This is a genomic window from Loigolactobacillus bifermentans DSM 20003, assembly GCF_001434575.1.
Taxonomy (GTDB): domain Bacteria; phylum Bacillota; class Bacilli; order Lactobacillales; family Lactobacillaceae; genus Loigolactobacillus; species Loigolactobacillus bifermentans.
The window spans coordinates 12,351-28,444 of the sequence record NZ_AZDA01000006.1 but is presented as its reverse complement, the minus strand read 5'-3'; the positions used below and the strand labels follow the sequence as shown (position 1 = coordinate 28,444).

Genomic DNA, 16,094 nt, shown 5'->3' with positions numbered 1-16,094 from the left:
TAAGAAAAGCCCCACAATCATTAGACTTCTTGTCTAACAATTGTAGGGCACTTCATCATTGAAGCAGACGCTTTTCTTATCTATGCGACCATCAACTTGTTTTAAGTTGATATTGCTGACTGAGTTGTTGCCATAATCGGTAAAAATCAGCCTCTGTAGCATCTAATGGCCAACTGAAAACTGGGACGGCGGTTTTTGCATGGCAGGTTTGCTGCGTAAGGCTAGTCGCATCTAATGAAGTGACAATAAAGTCAGCATTTTGCGGTGGCGTGGTGACGTCTAGTAAATGCACCCAAGCTAACTCTGATAAAAAGTGGCGCAAATGACTGGTTGCCAGATCATCTTCTAATAAAAGCCGTACTTGCAGGTTGCTGGTGGTAGCCAATGTATGGGTATAGGGGGTCAATAAATAAAATAACTGAGGTTCTAACTGACTTTGACATTGGCGAAAGGCTTGGAAAACCGGGCCGACTGGCAAACTTTGAAAAAATTGTTGAATATAAGGTGATAAAGCAGCTTTTTCAGACGGCTGCGGTAAACGATCATAAAAGTCATGTAAGGTGGGATAAGGGCGTCCCATCACTGTTGCGCCAAGCGCTAAGCGAAGTAGATTCGTCCGAAGCTGATGATTGTTAAGCAAAATTTGACGCTTGTCGGGCGCACATAATGGTGCAAAAAAGTTGAGTAAACGCTGACCAAACCGCCAGACACAATCTTGTTTGACGGCAAAGTGTTGATAAAGTTGGCGTGATCGTGGGGTCAGTGGTGATTGAAATGACAACCGGGCCATTTGGACAAAGTAAGCAAATTGATATTCGAGTTGGCTGGCGGCTGGTGTTAGGTCGTTAAACAGCGCTGGTAAATGAGCTGGGAAAAAAGGATTGTCTTGGATCAGGCGTTGTAAATCGGTTGGGCTGGTTGTCGGTAGCAGATGTCCAGTTTGACAACGTTGCCAAGCAATCCCCCAAAACAAACGATCCTGAGCTTGATTGAGTTCAATGTCGGTGGGGGTCCAATTCGTCGTTTGTTGTAACTGTTGTACTGCAGGATAGTCAACGGCGGTCAGTGGCCATGTGAAATCATGATAGCCCGTCCAGTACAACACAAACAACGCCAAACGAATTTGATATTCATCACCGATCAATTCCAGATTTGTATAGGAAAACCGAATTTGATAGCGCGCCAAATAACGCTTTAAAGGAGCAATTTTTCGGAGTAACGTTGAACGGCTGACGAAAAGACGTTCACAAAAAGTCGTTAAGTTTTCCGAAGGGCCTTGGAAAGATGTATCCAAGAAGCGCCATGGAATGGAACGCTGAAGCAAAAAAACACGATATTGATCTAAGGTTAAGCGAAAGGCCTCAGGGCGTAAGGGGGTTGTTTGGGGATTTTCGGCTAGTAATGTTTCTTGATCTGTACAAAGTGCTTGAAACGTAAGATATGTTTGCGAATAATGCCAATTAAGCATTTGGCTGAGATCATTGATCGTAAAGGTTGGTGCCGTCCAACTTTTGATCAATCGCAACAATTTGAACTTTTGTAAATCACTTTTTTCTAATAAAATCGTTTCAAAATGCATGTTAAATCATCTCATTTCCATCGAGAAGGCGACGTCAGTACAATGTCAAGACAGATAGCGTGGCTTTAATTGTTGTTGTATTATTAGATTAAATGTTTATATTTTTGATTCTTCTAGAGCTATTCTAGCAGAAAATAACGTTGGCTTCATGTTTTAGCACATGAAAAAAGGCCTGCAACATAAGGCTGCAGGCCTAATCCCGGTTAGTTAGCGGTTTGATGAAGTAAAATGGGCAACGTCGTCAACTTTTGATCCACTAATTGGAGGACTTTTTTACGCGCCAGCTCGTCCGTTACAAAGTCGTATTGATCGCCGTCGATTTGCATTTTAGGACTTTCATGGTAGTTTTCGTACCAAGTTTGATAACGCTGGTTTAACTCTTGGTAATAAGGGTATAAACTACTGTCTTGCTCAATCTGTTCATAGGGCCGATTGCGCTTTTTAATCCGCTTTAACATGGTTTCAAACGAAATATTAATATGGATCAACAGATCAGGACGTTTTTTATAAGCAGTATGGGGTAATTCTTCCATCATATTTTGAAGTAAAGCGTCGTATACGCTGACTTCAGTTTCGGTGGAACGGCCCAGATCAGCGTTTAAGTGGAACAGTAATGAATCTTCAAAGATTGAACGATCCATCACGCTTTCCTGCTGTGGATCAGCTTGCTTCAGCTGGCCCAAACGTTTATTTAGAAAATAAATTTGTAATAAGAAAGCATATTTTTGAGGGTCTTGGTAAAAGTACGGTAAAACCGGGTTATCGTCAACGGATTCGTAAAACGCTGGAATTTGTAGATGGTGCGCTAATAAGCTCGTTAAACTCGTTTTACCAGCACCAATAGTGCCTGCAAGTACGATCATAATTGGAAGCCTCACTCTAATTAATAGGTTTATTGAAAAATTTACAATACAACATATTGTACCATCAAAAATAATGATTGCAATATATTGTATAGAATTGTCGAATCAAAAATAATAATTAATTTTTGTTTTTAAGTTGTTAGTTGGTATAATGAATTGTGAAGGGGATCGTATCTGTTGTTGAGATACTTTCTCGAGGAAATCGTAACAATGGTTTCCGATAAGCGCATTAAGACATTGCATTTTGACTTTTAAAACGCGATGCTTACTGGTAGTGGGGTATAGGGGTTTGTGATCGTAAAATAGTCATTAGAAAATTGAGGAGGCCATGTTTCTGACGTGACGGTTTTCGTCCGTCAGAATGGACAACCAGCGAAAATAAAGCTTTGCATAGCAAAGATACATCAGAGAATTTAGCTGGTGCCATGTTTCTATCGTGACGGTTTTCGTCCGAGAGAATGGTGATTCTCCGGAAATGAGAGTTTGCGTAGCAAAGTAGTTCTTAGAGAATTTAGGAGGCCATGCGTCCTGCGGCGTGATTTGACGCCACAAGACTGGTCATCCTCCGGAAATGAGAGTTTGCGGTAGCAAAATAGTCCTTAGAGAATTTAGGAGGCCCATGTTTCCGACGTGGCGGGTTACGCCCGACGGAATGGTGATCCTCCGAAGTAAGATTTTTGCGGTAGCAAAATAGTCCTTAGAGAATTTAGGAGGTTTTTTTGAGTCTATGATAACAGTCAATCATAGCGCGTATTTATCAAATAGTGCTTTAGAAAAGTATCGCCTTTTTCGTGATATTACCGCCCAACGAGAGTATTCACTTACCTCCGAACGGTTAATTGATAAAATTACAGCGCGCCAACAAATTGTTGAAGAAGTTAATTTGAAGCAAATTGCCAGCGCAACTGAGCGTAATTATGGCAGTATTTACAATACCTACCTCGGGTTAACCAAAGATCTAGAAACAATCAAGGGACACGAAGACTTGTCGGTCGCTGAAATGTTTGGGATCTCATTGGATCAATATCACTTTAGCTTAGTTGAAGAATCGCATGCCTATGCTTTTCTAAGAAGTTTGTTATATCAAGAAGATGCCAGCTTTACCCAGTTATGGCGCCGACTTGATACCAGTAAAGCAACAATGCTGCGGCATACAAAAACATTACGTGATTTTGCCCGGCGGTTAGGCTTGCGGATTTCATACGATCCGTTGATGTTAACTGGGGAAGAGCTGAACATTCGGTTGTTCTTTTTCCTTATGTTCTGGGAAGCAACCAATGGTTATGCTTGGCCATTTAAGTTTGACCATCATCAGAGCTTAACGGTGTTAGAAGGCATGCGTAAAGAATTCCAAATGGAAAAAGCAACGCAAGTGACTGCTGAACTAGGTGCTTATTTAGTGGCCATCAGTCATCAACGGATGAAAATGAAGCATGTTTTAACGGATGAACGGTTGGCTGTTTTACACTTCCCATTCCCTGACATCATTCCGGTTTTTGAAGCAGCAAGTGGTGAGAGCTTTCATCTCACGCCGGAACAAGCCTTAGCAGAAAGTAGCGGTTACTACTTTAAATTCCATGCAGTGCCAAACTTTATTTTAACGGATCAGGCAAAAAATCAGGAAAACATTGCGCGCTACCAACGCTATAATACAGCGCTGTTTGATTTAGTCCGGCAATTTTTAGCGCAAATTCCGTTGGATATGGATCAGTTGATTGGGACAGACGAAACTCGACGCACCAACATTATGAGCAACTTGCTCAATATTACGTTAGGCGCCATGGTGCTAGGCCCAACAGTTGTGCCAGTCTTACAATTAGACACTACGCCAGTTGATCCTGAAAAACCAGCTAGCCCAGAATTGTGGCGCTCAATCAACTCAACGCTGACACATTTATTGGTATTGCCACAATATCAACAGTTCCAACCACAACTTGAAACGCTAAGCTTGGCTTATTACTATTTCTTAGCGCATGCACTGATTCCAAGCATTCCAAAGATGGCCTTAAACGTTGGCTTATCTTTGGAACAAAATGATGTGAGTTATGTTGATCTATTAGGTTTCTTAACGTCAATTCCATTTGTTCGAATTATGGGTCCGCAAGAAGATCTCCATCGGTGTGCGGTATTACTGACTGCAACAGATTCGTTGTATCCTGAGGTTGGATCGGACACCATTATTTACCGCTTACCAACGAAGTTTGAAAGTGATAGCTATGGCAAGTTGTATGCGATTTTAATGCAAGCTTGGAAAAATAACAGCGCCTTAAACGATCATTTTTAAGCAAAACTTGATCAAAATCAATGTTTTGAAGCGGGCCAGCCACTAAACTGTTCACTGAAGTCAATATTGATGAGGAAGTGACACCGATGGCAACACACCATTATCAGGAATGTTTAAAATTAGTTCCTATTTTCAAAAGTTTATCAGAAGCTGATTTAACAACGATTGCGGCAGTCATTCACCCGCAACAGCTGAAACGAGGGACGATTCTATACCAAGCCGAGGCTGAGGCCAATACGTTGTACATTGTCGATGCTGGCCAGGTGAAAATTTATCAACTGGCTGCGAATGGGCGTGAGCAGCTATTACGGTTACTGAACCCGGGGGATTTTGATGGGGAGTATGCGCTGTTTACAGCGGCAGAGACACATCGTTCGTTTGCAGAAACGGTGACGGCGGCTACTGTTTGTGAAATTCGCCGCGAAGACTTTCAAAAATTATTATTGCAATATCCACAATTAAGTTTGCGGATCTTAAGCGTGCTGGCGGCACGGGTGCAACAATTGGAGCAACAAACCACACGTGTTACCACGGAAACAGTGGAGACACGGTTGGCACTGTATTTACTGGATACAGCTGATGCTGCAAAAACGGACACGTTAAAATTGCCAATGAAGAAAAAAGATCTGGCGACCTATTTAGGTACCACGCCGGAAACGATTTCCCGTAAATTGAGCAGTTTTGAAGCGGCTGGCTACATTGAACAATTACCTCAAAAACGTATTAAAATTCGGGATCGCGACGGCTTACTGTTTGTTTCTTAATTTTAATGAGGTGAGCATTTGTTAACTGGAAAACGAATTTTAATTATTGGTGGCACATCTGGTTTTGGCCTAGCGGTAGCGCGTCAAGCGTTGGCACAACAGGCACAGGTTTATTTGATTGGCCGGCATCAAACCCGGTTAGCAGACGCTTTGACCAGTCTGGCCTCAGCGTCTGTTTCGGGAACGGTATTCGATGCCCAAACAGCACCGGCGCTAGCTGCTTATTTAGAACAATTAGGGCCAGTCGATCACGTGGTTTCTTTTTTAGGTGGTGCCATGGGTGGCGGTTTTTTGGATAGCGATTTTGCGCTGATCAAGCAAACAGTTGCAGATAAATTTTTGGCAAATTTACAAGTCGCCCAATTAGTCACGCCGTATTTACAGCCAAAAGGGTCATTAACGTTTACGTCAGGTGCTGGTGGCACGCCAGCAACCGCTGCAGGTGCGATCATTGGCAATCAGGCCATTAATACCATGGTGCAAGGCTTGGCGGTTGAAATGGCACCAACAGTTCGGGTCAATGCGGTGGCGCCAACGTGGACACCAACTGGTTTATGGCGGACGCTGACCACTGAACAACGCCAAGCACAAACTGAAGCAACGGCGGCGAGCTTACCGCTAAAGCGGGTGGCCCGGCCTGAGGAAGTGGCGGCAGCTTATTTGTATTTGATGCAAAGCGACTTCACAACCGGCCAAGTACTAACGGTTGCCGGCGGCGCTGATTTAATTTAGCGCTTTTAAAAAGAGGTTTGAACAGGCCAATTTCTGTTCAAACCTCTTTTTGTTATGCTTGGCATTTTTCTAGCAAACGTTGTAGTTCAGCAGTTTCTGTCGGTGTTAAATTGGCTAGGAGTTGCGCTGATTTAGCAGCCTCATAGGCATGTAGTTTTGGGTAGATTGCCTTGGCTTTTTCGGTGGGATAAACCCGCTTGATTTTGCGATTGGCAGGATCCGCTGCTAATCGTAAATAATCCCGCTTGATCAAATTTTGCACGGTGCGAAAACTGGTGGTGCGATCAATTTGCATGTCATCAGCCAGCGCACCTAAAAATAAACCAGGTCGTTCGACCACTCGAATAATATAAATAAACAAGTTATTGTTAAGTTTGTCGTCTTTGAAGTAACGGTTGGAATCAATTTGAATCAGGCGGGTTAAGGCACCGATCCGCCGAATAATCGGGAACATATCAGTCACTCCTTTATTGCAAATGCAATTATATTGTCGTATACTACTTTTAGTATAATTGCATTTACAATAAAAAGAAAGCGGGTTTGTTATGTTTGGTTATTTATTGTTTGTGATCACAATGTCGTTTACACCAGGTCCTAATACGATCATGGCCATGTCGGAGGGGCAACAGAAAGGCTTTCGACGGTCTTTAACATTCAATTGGGGCATCTTACTGGGAATGGTGATCGTTGGGGGCATCATCGGGTTATTTGCCAATTATTTTCAACAAAATCAGTTGGTGATCGTCGCCATCAAAGTGATTGGCGCAGGCTATTTGTTGTATTTGGCTTACCATATCTTGCGTTCAGCGCCAGATAGCGCGGCGCAAGCAACGACGCATCCTTTTATCACAGGGACCTTTTTACAAACCATGAATGTCAAAGTTTATTTGTACTTTATTACGGGCTTAAGTACCTTCTCAATTGCTGGTCTTTGGGGTGAAATACCAGTTAAATTTGGGTTGATGTTGCTATTAGGTGTTTTAGGGACGATGACTTGGACCTTAGCAGGGCAATTATTACAACAGGTCTATCAGCGCCATTATCGCAGTATTAATACCGTCATTGCGCTGTTATTATGCTTTAGTGCGTATGATATTTGGCGTTAAATGATAATATTTTAATGAAAATTTAATCGATTTATCATTACATTAAAAAATATTAGACTATAATGAGAACCATATTAAACGTAAACGAGGAAATTCACATGAAAAAATCTAACGCACAACTTCAAATTATTATTATCAGCGCGATTATTATTCAGTAAAGCGGGCTGACAATTTGAAGTGCCCGCTAAGAAGCGGGCAGCGTTGGTTTTTAAAGCCGGTAGCTGTTCAACACAGCTACCGGCTTTTTTTAATACTTCAGTGAGAGGGGGCCGGCTGTTTTACGGTAATCAATTTACAAATTAAGTGAGAAAAAGGAAGCGAATGACAATGGAAAGTGTAAATGGTTTGGCAGGTGCAGATGCAAAAGGTGCACTAAAACGAGATTCGGTGAAAACTGTTATTTTTGCATCAATGGTGGGAACGGCAATTGAATTTTTTGATTTCTATGCTTATGGGACAGCTGCGGCGGCCTATTTCCCCAAGGTCTTCTTTCCCGAAGTCACACCAACGATTGCAACAATTTTAAGTTTACTGACCTTTGGGGTGGCTTTTGTAGCACGACCTTTAGGTTCCTTTGTTTTTGGACATTTTGGCGATAAAATCGGGCGTAAACGGACGTTAGTCGTTTCGCTATTATTAATGGGTTGCTCTACTGTTTTGATTGGTTTATTACCTAGTTACGCAACGCTCGGTTTAATGGCAGTGGTTCTTTTGTGCCTTTGTCGGTTTGTCCAAGGCATTGGCCTTGGTGGTGAATGGTCTGGTGCGGCCTTAGTGGCGACTGAAAATGCACCTGCTAAGAAACGGGCGCTGTACGGTGCCTTTCCAGAATTAGGGGCGCCATTAGGCTTTTTCTTAAGTAATGGGTTGTTCTTTATTTTAGAGTCCTTTTTAAGCCCAGCACAGATGATCAGCTTTGGTTGGCGAATCCCATTTTTAGCTTCCGCATTATTAGTGATCGTCGGTTTCTGGGTTCGCGAACGGATGCAAGAAACACCATTATTCCGGTTAGCGCAAGAAAAGCAACAAGTGACCAAGTCACCTTTAAAAACGGTCTTTAAACAAAGCTGGCGTCAAATCTTGCAAGGCACGTTCATCGTGGCGGTGACTTATACCTTGTTCTATACGTTGGCCACGTGGTCGTTGACATACGCCACAACAAAACTTGGCTTTACCAATCAAGAATACTTATTCATGTTAATGGGTGCCATTGTTGTTTTCGCCGTTTTGATCGTTGTCGCTTCTTTCTACGCAGATGTTTGGGGACGTCGACGGGTACTGATCAGTTCAGCGGTTGCCTTGATCGTCTTCTCGTTTGTCTTCCCTTATTTGTTACAAGGACATCGTAATTTTGTGGGGGCCATGGCCTTCTTAGTCATCGGTTTTGTGTTAATGGGTATCGCCTTTGGACCCGTTGGTGCTGTGTTACCAGAATTATTCTCCACGAAAGTCCGTTATTCTGGTGCAGGGATCTCTTATAATTTAGCGGCGATTATCGGTGCAGCTTTTGCCCCAACCATTGCCACTTGGTTAGCAGCCAACTGGGGTATCAAGTCAGTTGGGCTTTACTTAGGTGTGATGGCCGTTGCTTGTTTGGTGTCATTATTGACCATGCACGAAACAAAGTCAGTTGATTTTACGAAATAATTTTAAAAGTCAGTATCAACAGGGGGTGACCTGCTGACACTGGCTTTTATTCTGTGCTAAGATAATAAAATGACAGTTACAAAAAGGAAGTGGCGGAAATGACAGCAATTTATACACGGCAAGCACAGTTATCCGATTTAGACCAGATCATGACCATGATTGATGCAGCAAAAGCACTTTTGAAAAAAGATGGTAGTCCGCAATGGCAGGACGGTCACCCTGATCGTGAGATGATGACCAAGGATATTCAGGTCGGGGATTGCTATGTTTTGGTTGTCGGTAAGCAAGTTGCCGGCACTGCAACATTAATGGTGACGCCAGATCCTTGCTACGCTGAAATTGATGGGGCTTGGTTAAAGCCAGATCAGCCTTATGCCACGGTCCATCGTTTGGCCCTTGCAGCTGATTTTCGTGGGCAACATTTAAGTGATTTCTTCATGAGTAACTTGTTGTCATTGGCCTATGAAAAAGGCTTACGGCAAGTCCGAATCGATACCCACATGTTGAACCAACGATTACAACATTTAGCACAGAAATTTGATTTTGTTTATTGTGGTGTGATCAAGGTTGCAGACGTCATTGATCCAAACCGTAACGCCTATGAGTTAGATTTTTAATGCCCATTTAGGGTCAGTTCGGTAAGCTAAAGCAAACAATAGAAGGGGATACGAATATGAAAGTTTTAGTCTTTGGTGCCAGCGGTCGAGTTGGCCAAGCGTTAGTGCAACAGTTAGTTGCAGCCGGTCATGAAGTGGTCGCCGCAGCGCGGCATCCAGAAGTGTTTGCGGATCAAGCTGGGGTGACACCATTGGTCCTTGATCTACATGAATCAATTGAACAATTAAGTGTACCCGCAGTTGATGCGGCTTATTTTGTGGCAGGCTCTCGCGGCAAAGAACTATTGCAAATCGATGCCTATGGTGCTGTTAAGGCCATGGCTTTGACTGAAAAGGTTGGTGCTAAACGGTTTATCATGCTTAGCTCATTATTTGCCACTGTACCAGAAAAGTGGTCAGTGGGGCTAACGAATTATAATATTGCCAAGTTTTTTGCGGATCATTGGTTAATGGAACATACGCAACTGGACTACACGATCTTACAACCAGGGGCGTTAACAGAGGCGCCAGCAACTGGCCAGATCCAGTTTAATGTGACCGCTGGTGGCGCTAATCCGATCCCGGATGTTGCGGCAACCTTAGCGGCATTACTAACAGCACCAAATACGTCTGGTAAAGTGTTGACTATGTTGTCTGGCACAACGCCAATTGCGGACGCTGTGGCTGCCATTTAGCACAACGACTCGCTGAGAAAGGATCAAAAATGACGATTCAAAATAAAACCTTAACCCTTGCCGGGATTCCCGTATTAGAAACCGTTGATGATGCGCAAGAACAAGCCAATATGCCGCTTGTCCTAAATTTTCACGGCTGGCAAACAGCGAAAGCTGGACAATTGGTTAGTAGTTATTTATTAGCCGAACGCGGTTTTCGGGTCTTGGCGCCAGATGCCAATTATCATGGTGACCGCCAACAGGCTGATTTTAAACTAAGCCAACATCCAGAAATTTTTTGGCCCATTATTGGCCAATCATTGCAAGAAGTACCAGACTTGCTGGCCGCTTATCCCGCTGCTCGCACTGTTGATGTGATGGGTACCTCAATGGGCGGTATCACAGCGATTGCGGCCTTAGTGTGTTATGAAACGCTTCATGGTGGTGTGTCTTTTGTTGGGACACCAGCACCACGTGATTTTGCAGCCTACCAATTAGGGCTGCTGCCTGAAAAGGTTCAGGCAGCATTTGCCGCTCAAAAAGAAGCTATTTTAAACCAAATTGCGGCCTTTGATTTAAGCTGTCACCCTGAAAAATTAGCACAGCGGCCGCTATTCTTATACAATGATACCGGCGATCCAACGGTTCCTTATCAGTTTACAGCCCCTTATCAAGACCAGTTGCCAAAAAATATTGTTTATCATGTTGGTCAGCGTCAGGCCCATCATGTGCCTTACAGCACCATGGTCGCAGGGGCAGACTTTCTGCAAGCTGCTTTAAAAAAATGATGCATTTATGACCCAAAAAATTAATAAATTTTAGATACAAGGCTGTTTTTTTGGTGCCGGCTAGTTTATGATTATAGATACGAATGCAATATTAATTTGAAGGAGCGAATTAAACTTATGGTTGAAGCAATTAACTTGAAGGCCGGGATGGCTTTTGAAAAAGATGGTAAGTTGATCAAAGTTTTGGAATCGAACCATCACAAGCCTGGTAAGGGGAACACGGTCATGCAAATGAAGTTGTATGATATTCGTTCAGGTGCAACCGTTCAAACAACCATGCGCCCTGAAGAAAAAGTTCAACAAGCTATTTTGGAAACAAAAGATGCACAATACTTGTATACACAAGATGATACAGCTTTCTTCATGGATCTAGAAACTTACGAGCAATACGAAATTCCGGTTGATAGTATTGTTGAAGAACGTAAATATTTACTTGAGAATATGCAAGTTAAAATCGACTTCTTCAAAACAGAAGTGATCGGAATTACCTTGCCAAATGTGGTGCAATTAGTGGTTAAAGAAACCCAACCTTCGATTAAAGGGGCAACTGTTACAGGTTCAGGCAAACCCGCAACAATGGAAACGGGCTTAGTCGTTAACGTGCCTGACTTCATTAACGAAGGCGACAAATTAGATATCAATACGCAAAAAGGAACTTACTTGAAGCGTTCTGGTAAATAATCGAGACAGGATGTCGAGCGCATTGTAGCTCGGCATTTTTTGTACTTTGGTACCGGCTTAAAATGGTGGCGTTAATTGGAAAATGAAAAGTTGTCAAAAAAAGAGACCAGTTGCTGGCCCCTTTAAAACGCGCGCAACATGTCTTTCAGTTAGGCGTGTTGGAAAATTGCTAAAACAAATGAAACTTTTCACATTTAGGCCGCTTCGGCAAACTGGAACGCCTATAATGAATGTAGCCAATGAAATATCCTAATAGGATTTATATCACTCAAAAAACCACTCAGCAAAATTGCCGAGTGGTTTTTTGAGTGATCAAGCCGTGACTTTTTTAGTTTTAGGATTAAATAAAATGTTCAAGACCAGTGCGGTGATCCCACCAACGACCATGCCATTGCTTAAAATCGTTTGAACGGTTTCAGGCAAGAACTTGAATAGGGCAGGTTGTGTGGTGACACCTAAGCCAACCCCAATCGAAATGGCCATAATCAGTAAATTACTGGTTGTCATTGGGACATCGCTGAGCATCTTGATTCCTTGTGAGCCGACCATGCCGAACATCACGAGCATCGCACCACCTAAAACAGGTGTTGGAATTAAAGTTGCAACGGCGCCGAATTTTGGAATCAAGCCTAAGATCAACAACATCACGGCTGAATAGTAAACAGGACGTAATTTTTTGATCCCGGATAATTGCACGATCCCAACGTTTTGAGAGAAGGTTGAGTAAGGGAAGGTGTTGAACAAACCACCTAAAATGGCGGCGATTCCTTCAGAACGATAACCACGTTTCAAATCATCTTTGGTTAAGTCACGTTTCGTAATGTCGGCTAGCGCAAAGTAAACGCCCGTTGATTCGATCATACAAGTGACGGCAGCAAGGATCATGGTTAAAATAGACGACCATTCAAATTTTGGTGTGGCAAAGTAGAAAAATTGTGGCAATTGCACCCAATGTGCTTGGCCAACAGAGGCAAAGTTGACTTCACCCATCGCAATGGCAATCAGTGTGCCCACAACGATCCCAATTAAAACAGAAATCTGTTGTAAAAAGCCACGGCTTAAAATATTGATTAAGATAATAATGAGGGCTGTGACAAAACCTAGTAATAAGTTCGTTGGTGTGCCGAAGTTTTTAGCAGTTGCATCGCCGCCACCGATATTTTGAAAGGCGACGGGAATCAAAGTGAACCCGATCAATGTGATCAATGAGCCAGTGACAACTGGCGGGAAAAAGCGGCGTAAGTCCGCGAATAAATTACCAATCAGTAAAATGAAAATCCCAGCAGCGATAATACCGCCATACATGTAGCCAAAGCCTAATGTATTCCCAATGTGTTGCAATGGCGCGACATATTCCACTGCACAGCCGAGTACTACTGGCAACGCGATCCCAGTAATCGGTGTGCGCTTTAATTGGAGTAACGTGGCAACACCACACATGAAAATATCCATGGAAACCAGATAGGTCATTTGAGCCGTGTTAAAATGTAAAACCGCTCCGATCAATAATGGAACTAAAATATCGCCAGAATACATGGCTAATAAGTGCTGGAAGCCGAGGAGCATTGTTTTAGGAATGGAAAGTTCCTTGCTCGGCATATTTGATGCATTTTTGTTTTCCATGCTACGCCTCTTCATTCGTTAATTTAGTATATTTAAGATACTAACACGAATTGTTAGGACTGACAATAAAGAAAAAACGAACGATTATCTAAAAAATATTTTGAAAGTTAGCCTAATGACTAACGTTCGTAGATGAAACGCTATTTTAAGATTTTAAGACAGGACAATAAAAAAGACGCTGACCGCTGCGTCAACGCCGATTTTAAGGGGCTTTAATGGTTTTACCACGTAATGTGATGGCATTGCGGCCAGCTCGTTTTGAGGTGTACAAAAATTGATCCGCACGATCATAAATGTCAAGATAATTGCGATCCGTGGCAAAGCTGCGTTCTTCACCAATTGAGAGATGAATTTGAAACGCTGCGGCGGTGCCAAATTGAAAGGTTAAGGCACTAACGGTTTGCTGAATCAGTTGTGAGTTGGCCAGCGCTGCTTGTTCGTTTTCAACAATGTCCACCATTAACAGCGCAAATTCCTCACCGCCAGTGCGGTAAAAGGTGGCGGCATGGGTCAATTGTGGTTGCAAGCGCGTTAAGGTTTGGGCAACTTGTTGTAAGACTTGGTTACCAGCCAAGTGGCCATAGGTGTCATTGATTTGTTTAAAGTGGTCAATGTCCATTGAATACAACGCATAACGCTGGTCTAACGCCTGGGCACGGTTAAAAACACGTTCTAAATCAGCGCGAAATGCGCGAAAATTTTTAAGGCGTGTGAGGTCATCATAATCGGCCTGTTGCTGATAATGCTGTAATAATTGATTATGATGTTGTAGAAAATGATTCACTTCATACATTTCAGTCGCAAAAAAGAGCCAAGCAATTGCTTCAAAAATTAAGTTGACGTTCATCAGGGGTACGCTTAGGTTCGCAATCACTAAAAATGGCGTGCAAAATAAGAAAAGTGAACCAATGTAAAGCCAGCGGTTTGTCCAACAGGAGGCTCGAAAGTGCGTTAATAACAGCGTGAATAAGCAGGCCACAAGCAGTCCAACAATGACCGGCCAGCTAATGGCAAGCTCTGGTGTGATCCAATACCAAAGAATAATTACAGCCAGGCTGGTGACAAGTTGCCATTTTGAATCAATTGACGTGGTTAAGTAGTATAAGATCAAGAGTTCCAGTACCAAGTAGATCCAGTGATAACCAGTGGGAAAGTTCAATAACGAGCGGTTGATTCGGCCGCTGACGTTGACGAAAATTAAAAGAGCGACCCCTAATAAAATCGTTAGCACCGTTTGATGACGGCCAAAAAAGCCCGAAAACTGACGGATATTTGACCAGGTAAACAGAAAAATAGTGCCTAATAAAATTAAAGCATTCGAAATGAGAAAAATGATAAAATTACCGACTAATAAACCTGTCATAAGCGCTAAAATTTACCTTTTTTAAGGGCCTTTTCTTGTGGTGTTTTATCGTGGAATAGGGCCGGTAAAAGCAAACCACCTAATAAAAAGATCACATTGAATACTGTTATGCGTCGAAACTTCATTGTAACGCCTCCAATCAATTTTATTATAGTAGAATTGATGCCATAAAAAAACCAGTATCTCTGTGGATACTGGTCCTTGGCCAAGAAATATCAAGTTGTGGACTAAGATAAATCTAAATTGCCATATAGAAGTAGTTTAGAAAAGGAAGTTAGATTAATTACTCTGCTATACATTATTAGTATAAGCAATTTCATCCAAATTGCAAGCGCTTTCTGGAATTGTTTTAGGCGTAATCAGTTAGTGGCGTTAACAGTGACCGGTTAAAGGTAGTCGTTGTGTTTTTGATGAAAAAGGGATGAAATCAGCGCTGTGTCAAAATTCAACACCTGATTTGGCGTTAAAAGAGACTTGTTAAATCATTGATAGATGATAAGATTAAGATATAATTGTTGTCCGTAATCACAACTGAAACAAAAGCGGTGAATCAATTAAAATGGGTTGATAAAGGCAGATACGGCGATCAGTTTTGACGTGATTTGAAAGTTGAGGCAGCACTTAATGGTGTGCAGACGCTTTTGCGACAGATCAGTTGAATGGCAGTGTGAATCGAGTTATGAGGTAAAGGTGAGTAGATGATTCGTTTTTTTGGGCAAGCTAAGTATGATGTGAAAACGCAACAGTTAGTGGGATATGAGTTTTTCATTCGGGTCCGCCAACAGCAGCAATGGCGACTACCTGAAGATTTTAGTGTTTTTAAGGCCCAACAAGTCACCGATTTACTTGCAGTAACGCTCAAAACGCTTCCGCAAACATTGACACTGATCTCGTTTAATTTAGATCAAGCACAGTTTATTGATCCTGAATTTTGTCAGCGTTTAGTGGCTGTTCAAGCGCAGACCCCGATTCACATTTACATCGAGTTGACTGAACGCAGTGGTGAACCACAACAATTTGTTACTGTACAACAGCTGGTACAAGCGGTGAAACGCTATCATGATGCTGGCTTGCACGTTTGTTTAGACGATGTCGGGAGTGGCGAAAATACCATTCAATTGGTCAATGCTTTAAGCACCAATACCGATGAATATAAATTTGCTTTGCAAAACTTTCGTGATGATTATGCTTGGCCAGAAGTGTTGGCTAAACTGAAATGTTGGAGTCAATTAGCCCAGCAACAGCACAAAGTATTTGCGATTGAAGGCTTTGAGGCAGCGGATGAATTGCGTTTGGCTGACGTTTATCATGCGCAATTAGCGCAAGGCTATTACTTAGGACGACCGCAGTTACTGTCGTTACCCCAAGACCAATTTTAAAAATGAGAGGATGAC

The 16,094-nt window shown here is 42.5% G+C and carries 15 protein-coding genes; 10 read left to right on the top strand and 5 right to left on the bottom strand.

Annotated features, from left to right (window positions below):
- Positions 1-91: 91 nt before the first annotated feature.
- Positions 92-1,579: a helix-turn-helix domain-containing protein gene (locus FC07_RS01705; protein WP_057903407.1), complete on the bottom strand. Its 1,488-nt coding sequence runs from the start codon at positions 1,577-1,579 to the stop codon at positions 92-94.
- 203 nt (positions 1,580-1,782) lie between these two features.
- The gene (locus tag FC07_RS01700) at positions 1,783-2,442 is read right to left on the bottom strand and encodes a deoxynucleoside kinase (RefSeq protein ID WP_057903406.1); all 660 of its coding nucleotides are present in this window, start codon (positions 2,440-2,442) and stop codon (positions 1,783-1,785) included.
- A gap of 727 nt (positions 2,443-3,169) precedes the next feature.
- Between FC07_RS01700 and FC07_RS01695 the strand changes: the two genes are divergently transcribed.
- The 3 genes from FC07_RS01695 (at position 3,170) to FC07_RS01685 (ending at position 6,222) form a co-directional block, all read left to right on the top strand.
- A complete protein-coding gene (locus FC07_RS01695; protein WP_057903405.1) occupies positions 3,170-4,726 on the top strand; it encodes a helix-turn-helix domain-containing protein in 1,557 nt (518 codons plus the stop codon).
- 86 nt (positions 4,727-4,812) lie between these two features.
- The gene (locus FC07_RS01690) at positions 4,813-5,490 is read left to right on the top strand and encodes a Crp/Fnr family transcriptional regulator (RefSeq protein WP_057903404.1); all 678 of its coding nucleotides are present in this window, start codon (positions 4,813-4,815) and stop codon (positions 5,488-5,490) included.
- An 18-nt stretch (positions 5,491-5,508) separates the two neighbouring features.
- Positions 5,509-6,222: an SDR family oxidoreductase gene (locus FC07_RS01685; protein WP_057903403.1), complete on the top strand. Its 714-nt coding sequence runs from the start codon at positions 5,509-5,511 to the stop codon at positions 6,220-6,222.
- 52 nt (positions 6,223-6,274) lie between these two features.
- Here FC07_RS01685 and FC07_RS01680 read toward each other — a convergent pair whose 3' ends face one another.
- On the bottom strand, positions 6,275-6,676 hold the full coding sequence (locus FC07_RS01680) for a MarR family winged helix-turn-helix transcriptional regulator (RefSeq protein ID WP_057903402.1): 402 nt from the start codon (positions 6,674-6,676) through the stop codon (positions 6,275-6,277).
- 91 nt (positions 6,677-6,767) lie between these two features.
- Between FC07_RS01680 and FC07_RS01675 the strand changes: the two genes are divergently transcribed.
- The 6 genes from FC07_RS01675 to efp all read left to right on the top strand — a co-directional run bounded on the left by FC07_RS01675 (position 6,768) and on the right by efp (position 11,714).
- Positions 6,768-7,328, top strand: a complete 561-nt coding sequence (locus FC07_RS01675) for a LysE family translocator (protein WP_057903401.1) — start codon at positions 6,768-6,770, stop codon at positions 7,326-7,328.
- Between the two features lie 327 nt (positions 7,329-7,655).
- The gene (locus tag FC07_RS01670) at positions 7,656-8,975 is read left to right on the top strand and encodes an MFS transporter (protein ID WP_057903400.1); all 1,320 of its coding nucleotides are present in this window, start codon (positions 7,656-7,658) and stop codon (positions 8,973-8,975) included.
- A gap of 98 nt (positions 8,976-9,073) precedes the next feature.
- Positions 9,074-9,592, top strand: coding sequence for a GNAT family N-acetyltransferase (locus tag FC07_RS01665; RefSeq protein ID WP_057903399.1), 519 nt, complete (start codon positions 9,074-9,076; stop codon positions 9,590-9,592).
- Between the two features lie 56 nt (positions 9,593-9,648).
- The gene (locus FC07_RS01660) at positions 9,649-10,266 is read left to right on the top strand and encodes an NAD(P)H-binding protein (protein WP_057903398.1); all 618 of its coding nucleotides are present in this window, start codon (positions 9,649-9,651) and stop codon (positions 10,264-10,266) included.
- A gap of 29 nt (positions 10,267-10,295) precedes the next feature.
- On the top strand, positions 10,296-11,033 hold the full coding sequence (locus FC07_RS01655; protein WP_057903397.1) for an alpha/beta hydrolase family protein: 738 nt from the start codon (positions 10,296-10,298) through the stop codon (positions 11,031-11,033).
- 117 nt (positions 11,034-11,150) lie between these two features.
- Positions 11,151-11,714, top strand: a complete 564-nt coding sequence (gene efp, locus FC07_RS01650; RefSeq protein WP_057903396.1) for an elongation factor P — start codon at positions 11,151-11,153, stop codon at positions 11,712-11,714.
- Positions 11,715-12,026: 312 nt separating this feature from the next.
- Here efp and FC07_RS01645 read toward each other — a convergent pair whose 3' ends face one another.
- Together FC07_RS01645 and FC07_RS01640 are read right to left on the bottom strand one after the other, a co-directional pair.
- Positions 12,027-13,337: a nucleobase:cation symporter-2 family protein gene (locus tag FC07_RS01645; RefSeq protein ID WP_057903395.1), complete on the bottom strand. Its 1,311-nt coding sequence runs from the start codon at positions 13,335-13,337 to the stop codon at positions 12,027-12,029.
- A gap of 202 nt (positions 13,338-13,539) precedes the next feature.
- Positions 13,540-14,700, bottom strand: coding sequence for a GGDEF domain-containing protein (locus FC07_RS01640; protein ID WP_057903394.1), 1,161 nt, complete (start codon positions 14,698-14,700; stop codon positions 13,540-13,542).
- Between the two features lie 698 nt (positions 14,701-15,398).
- Here FC07_RS01640 and FC07_RS01635 point away from each other — a divergent pair.
- Positions 15,399-16,079 carry an EAL domain-containing protein gene (locus tag FC07_RS01635; protein ID WP_057903393.1) on the top strand — a complete coding sequence of 227 codons (681 nt, stop codon included), beginning with the start codon at positions 15,399-15,401 and terminating at the stop codon, positions 16,077-16,079.
- Positions 16,080-16,094: the final 15 nt, after the last annotated feature.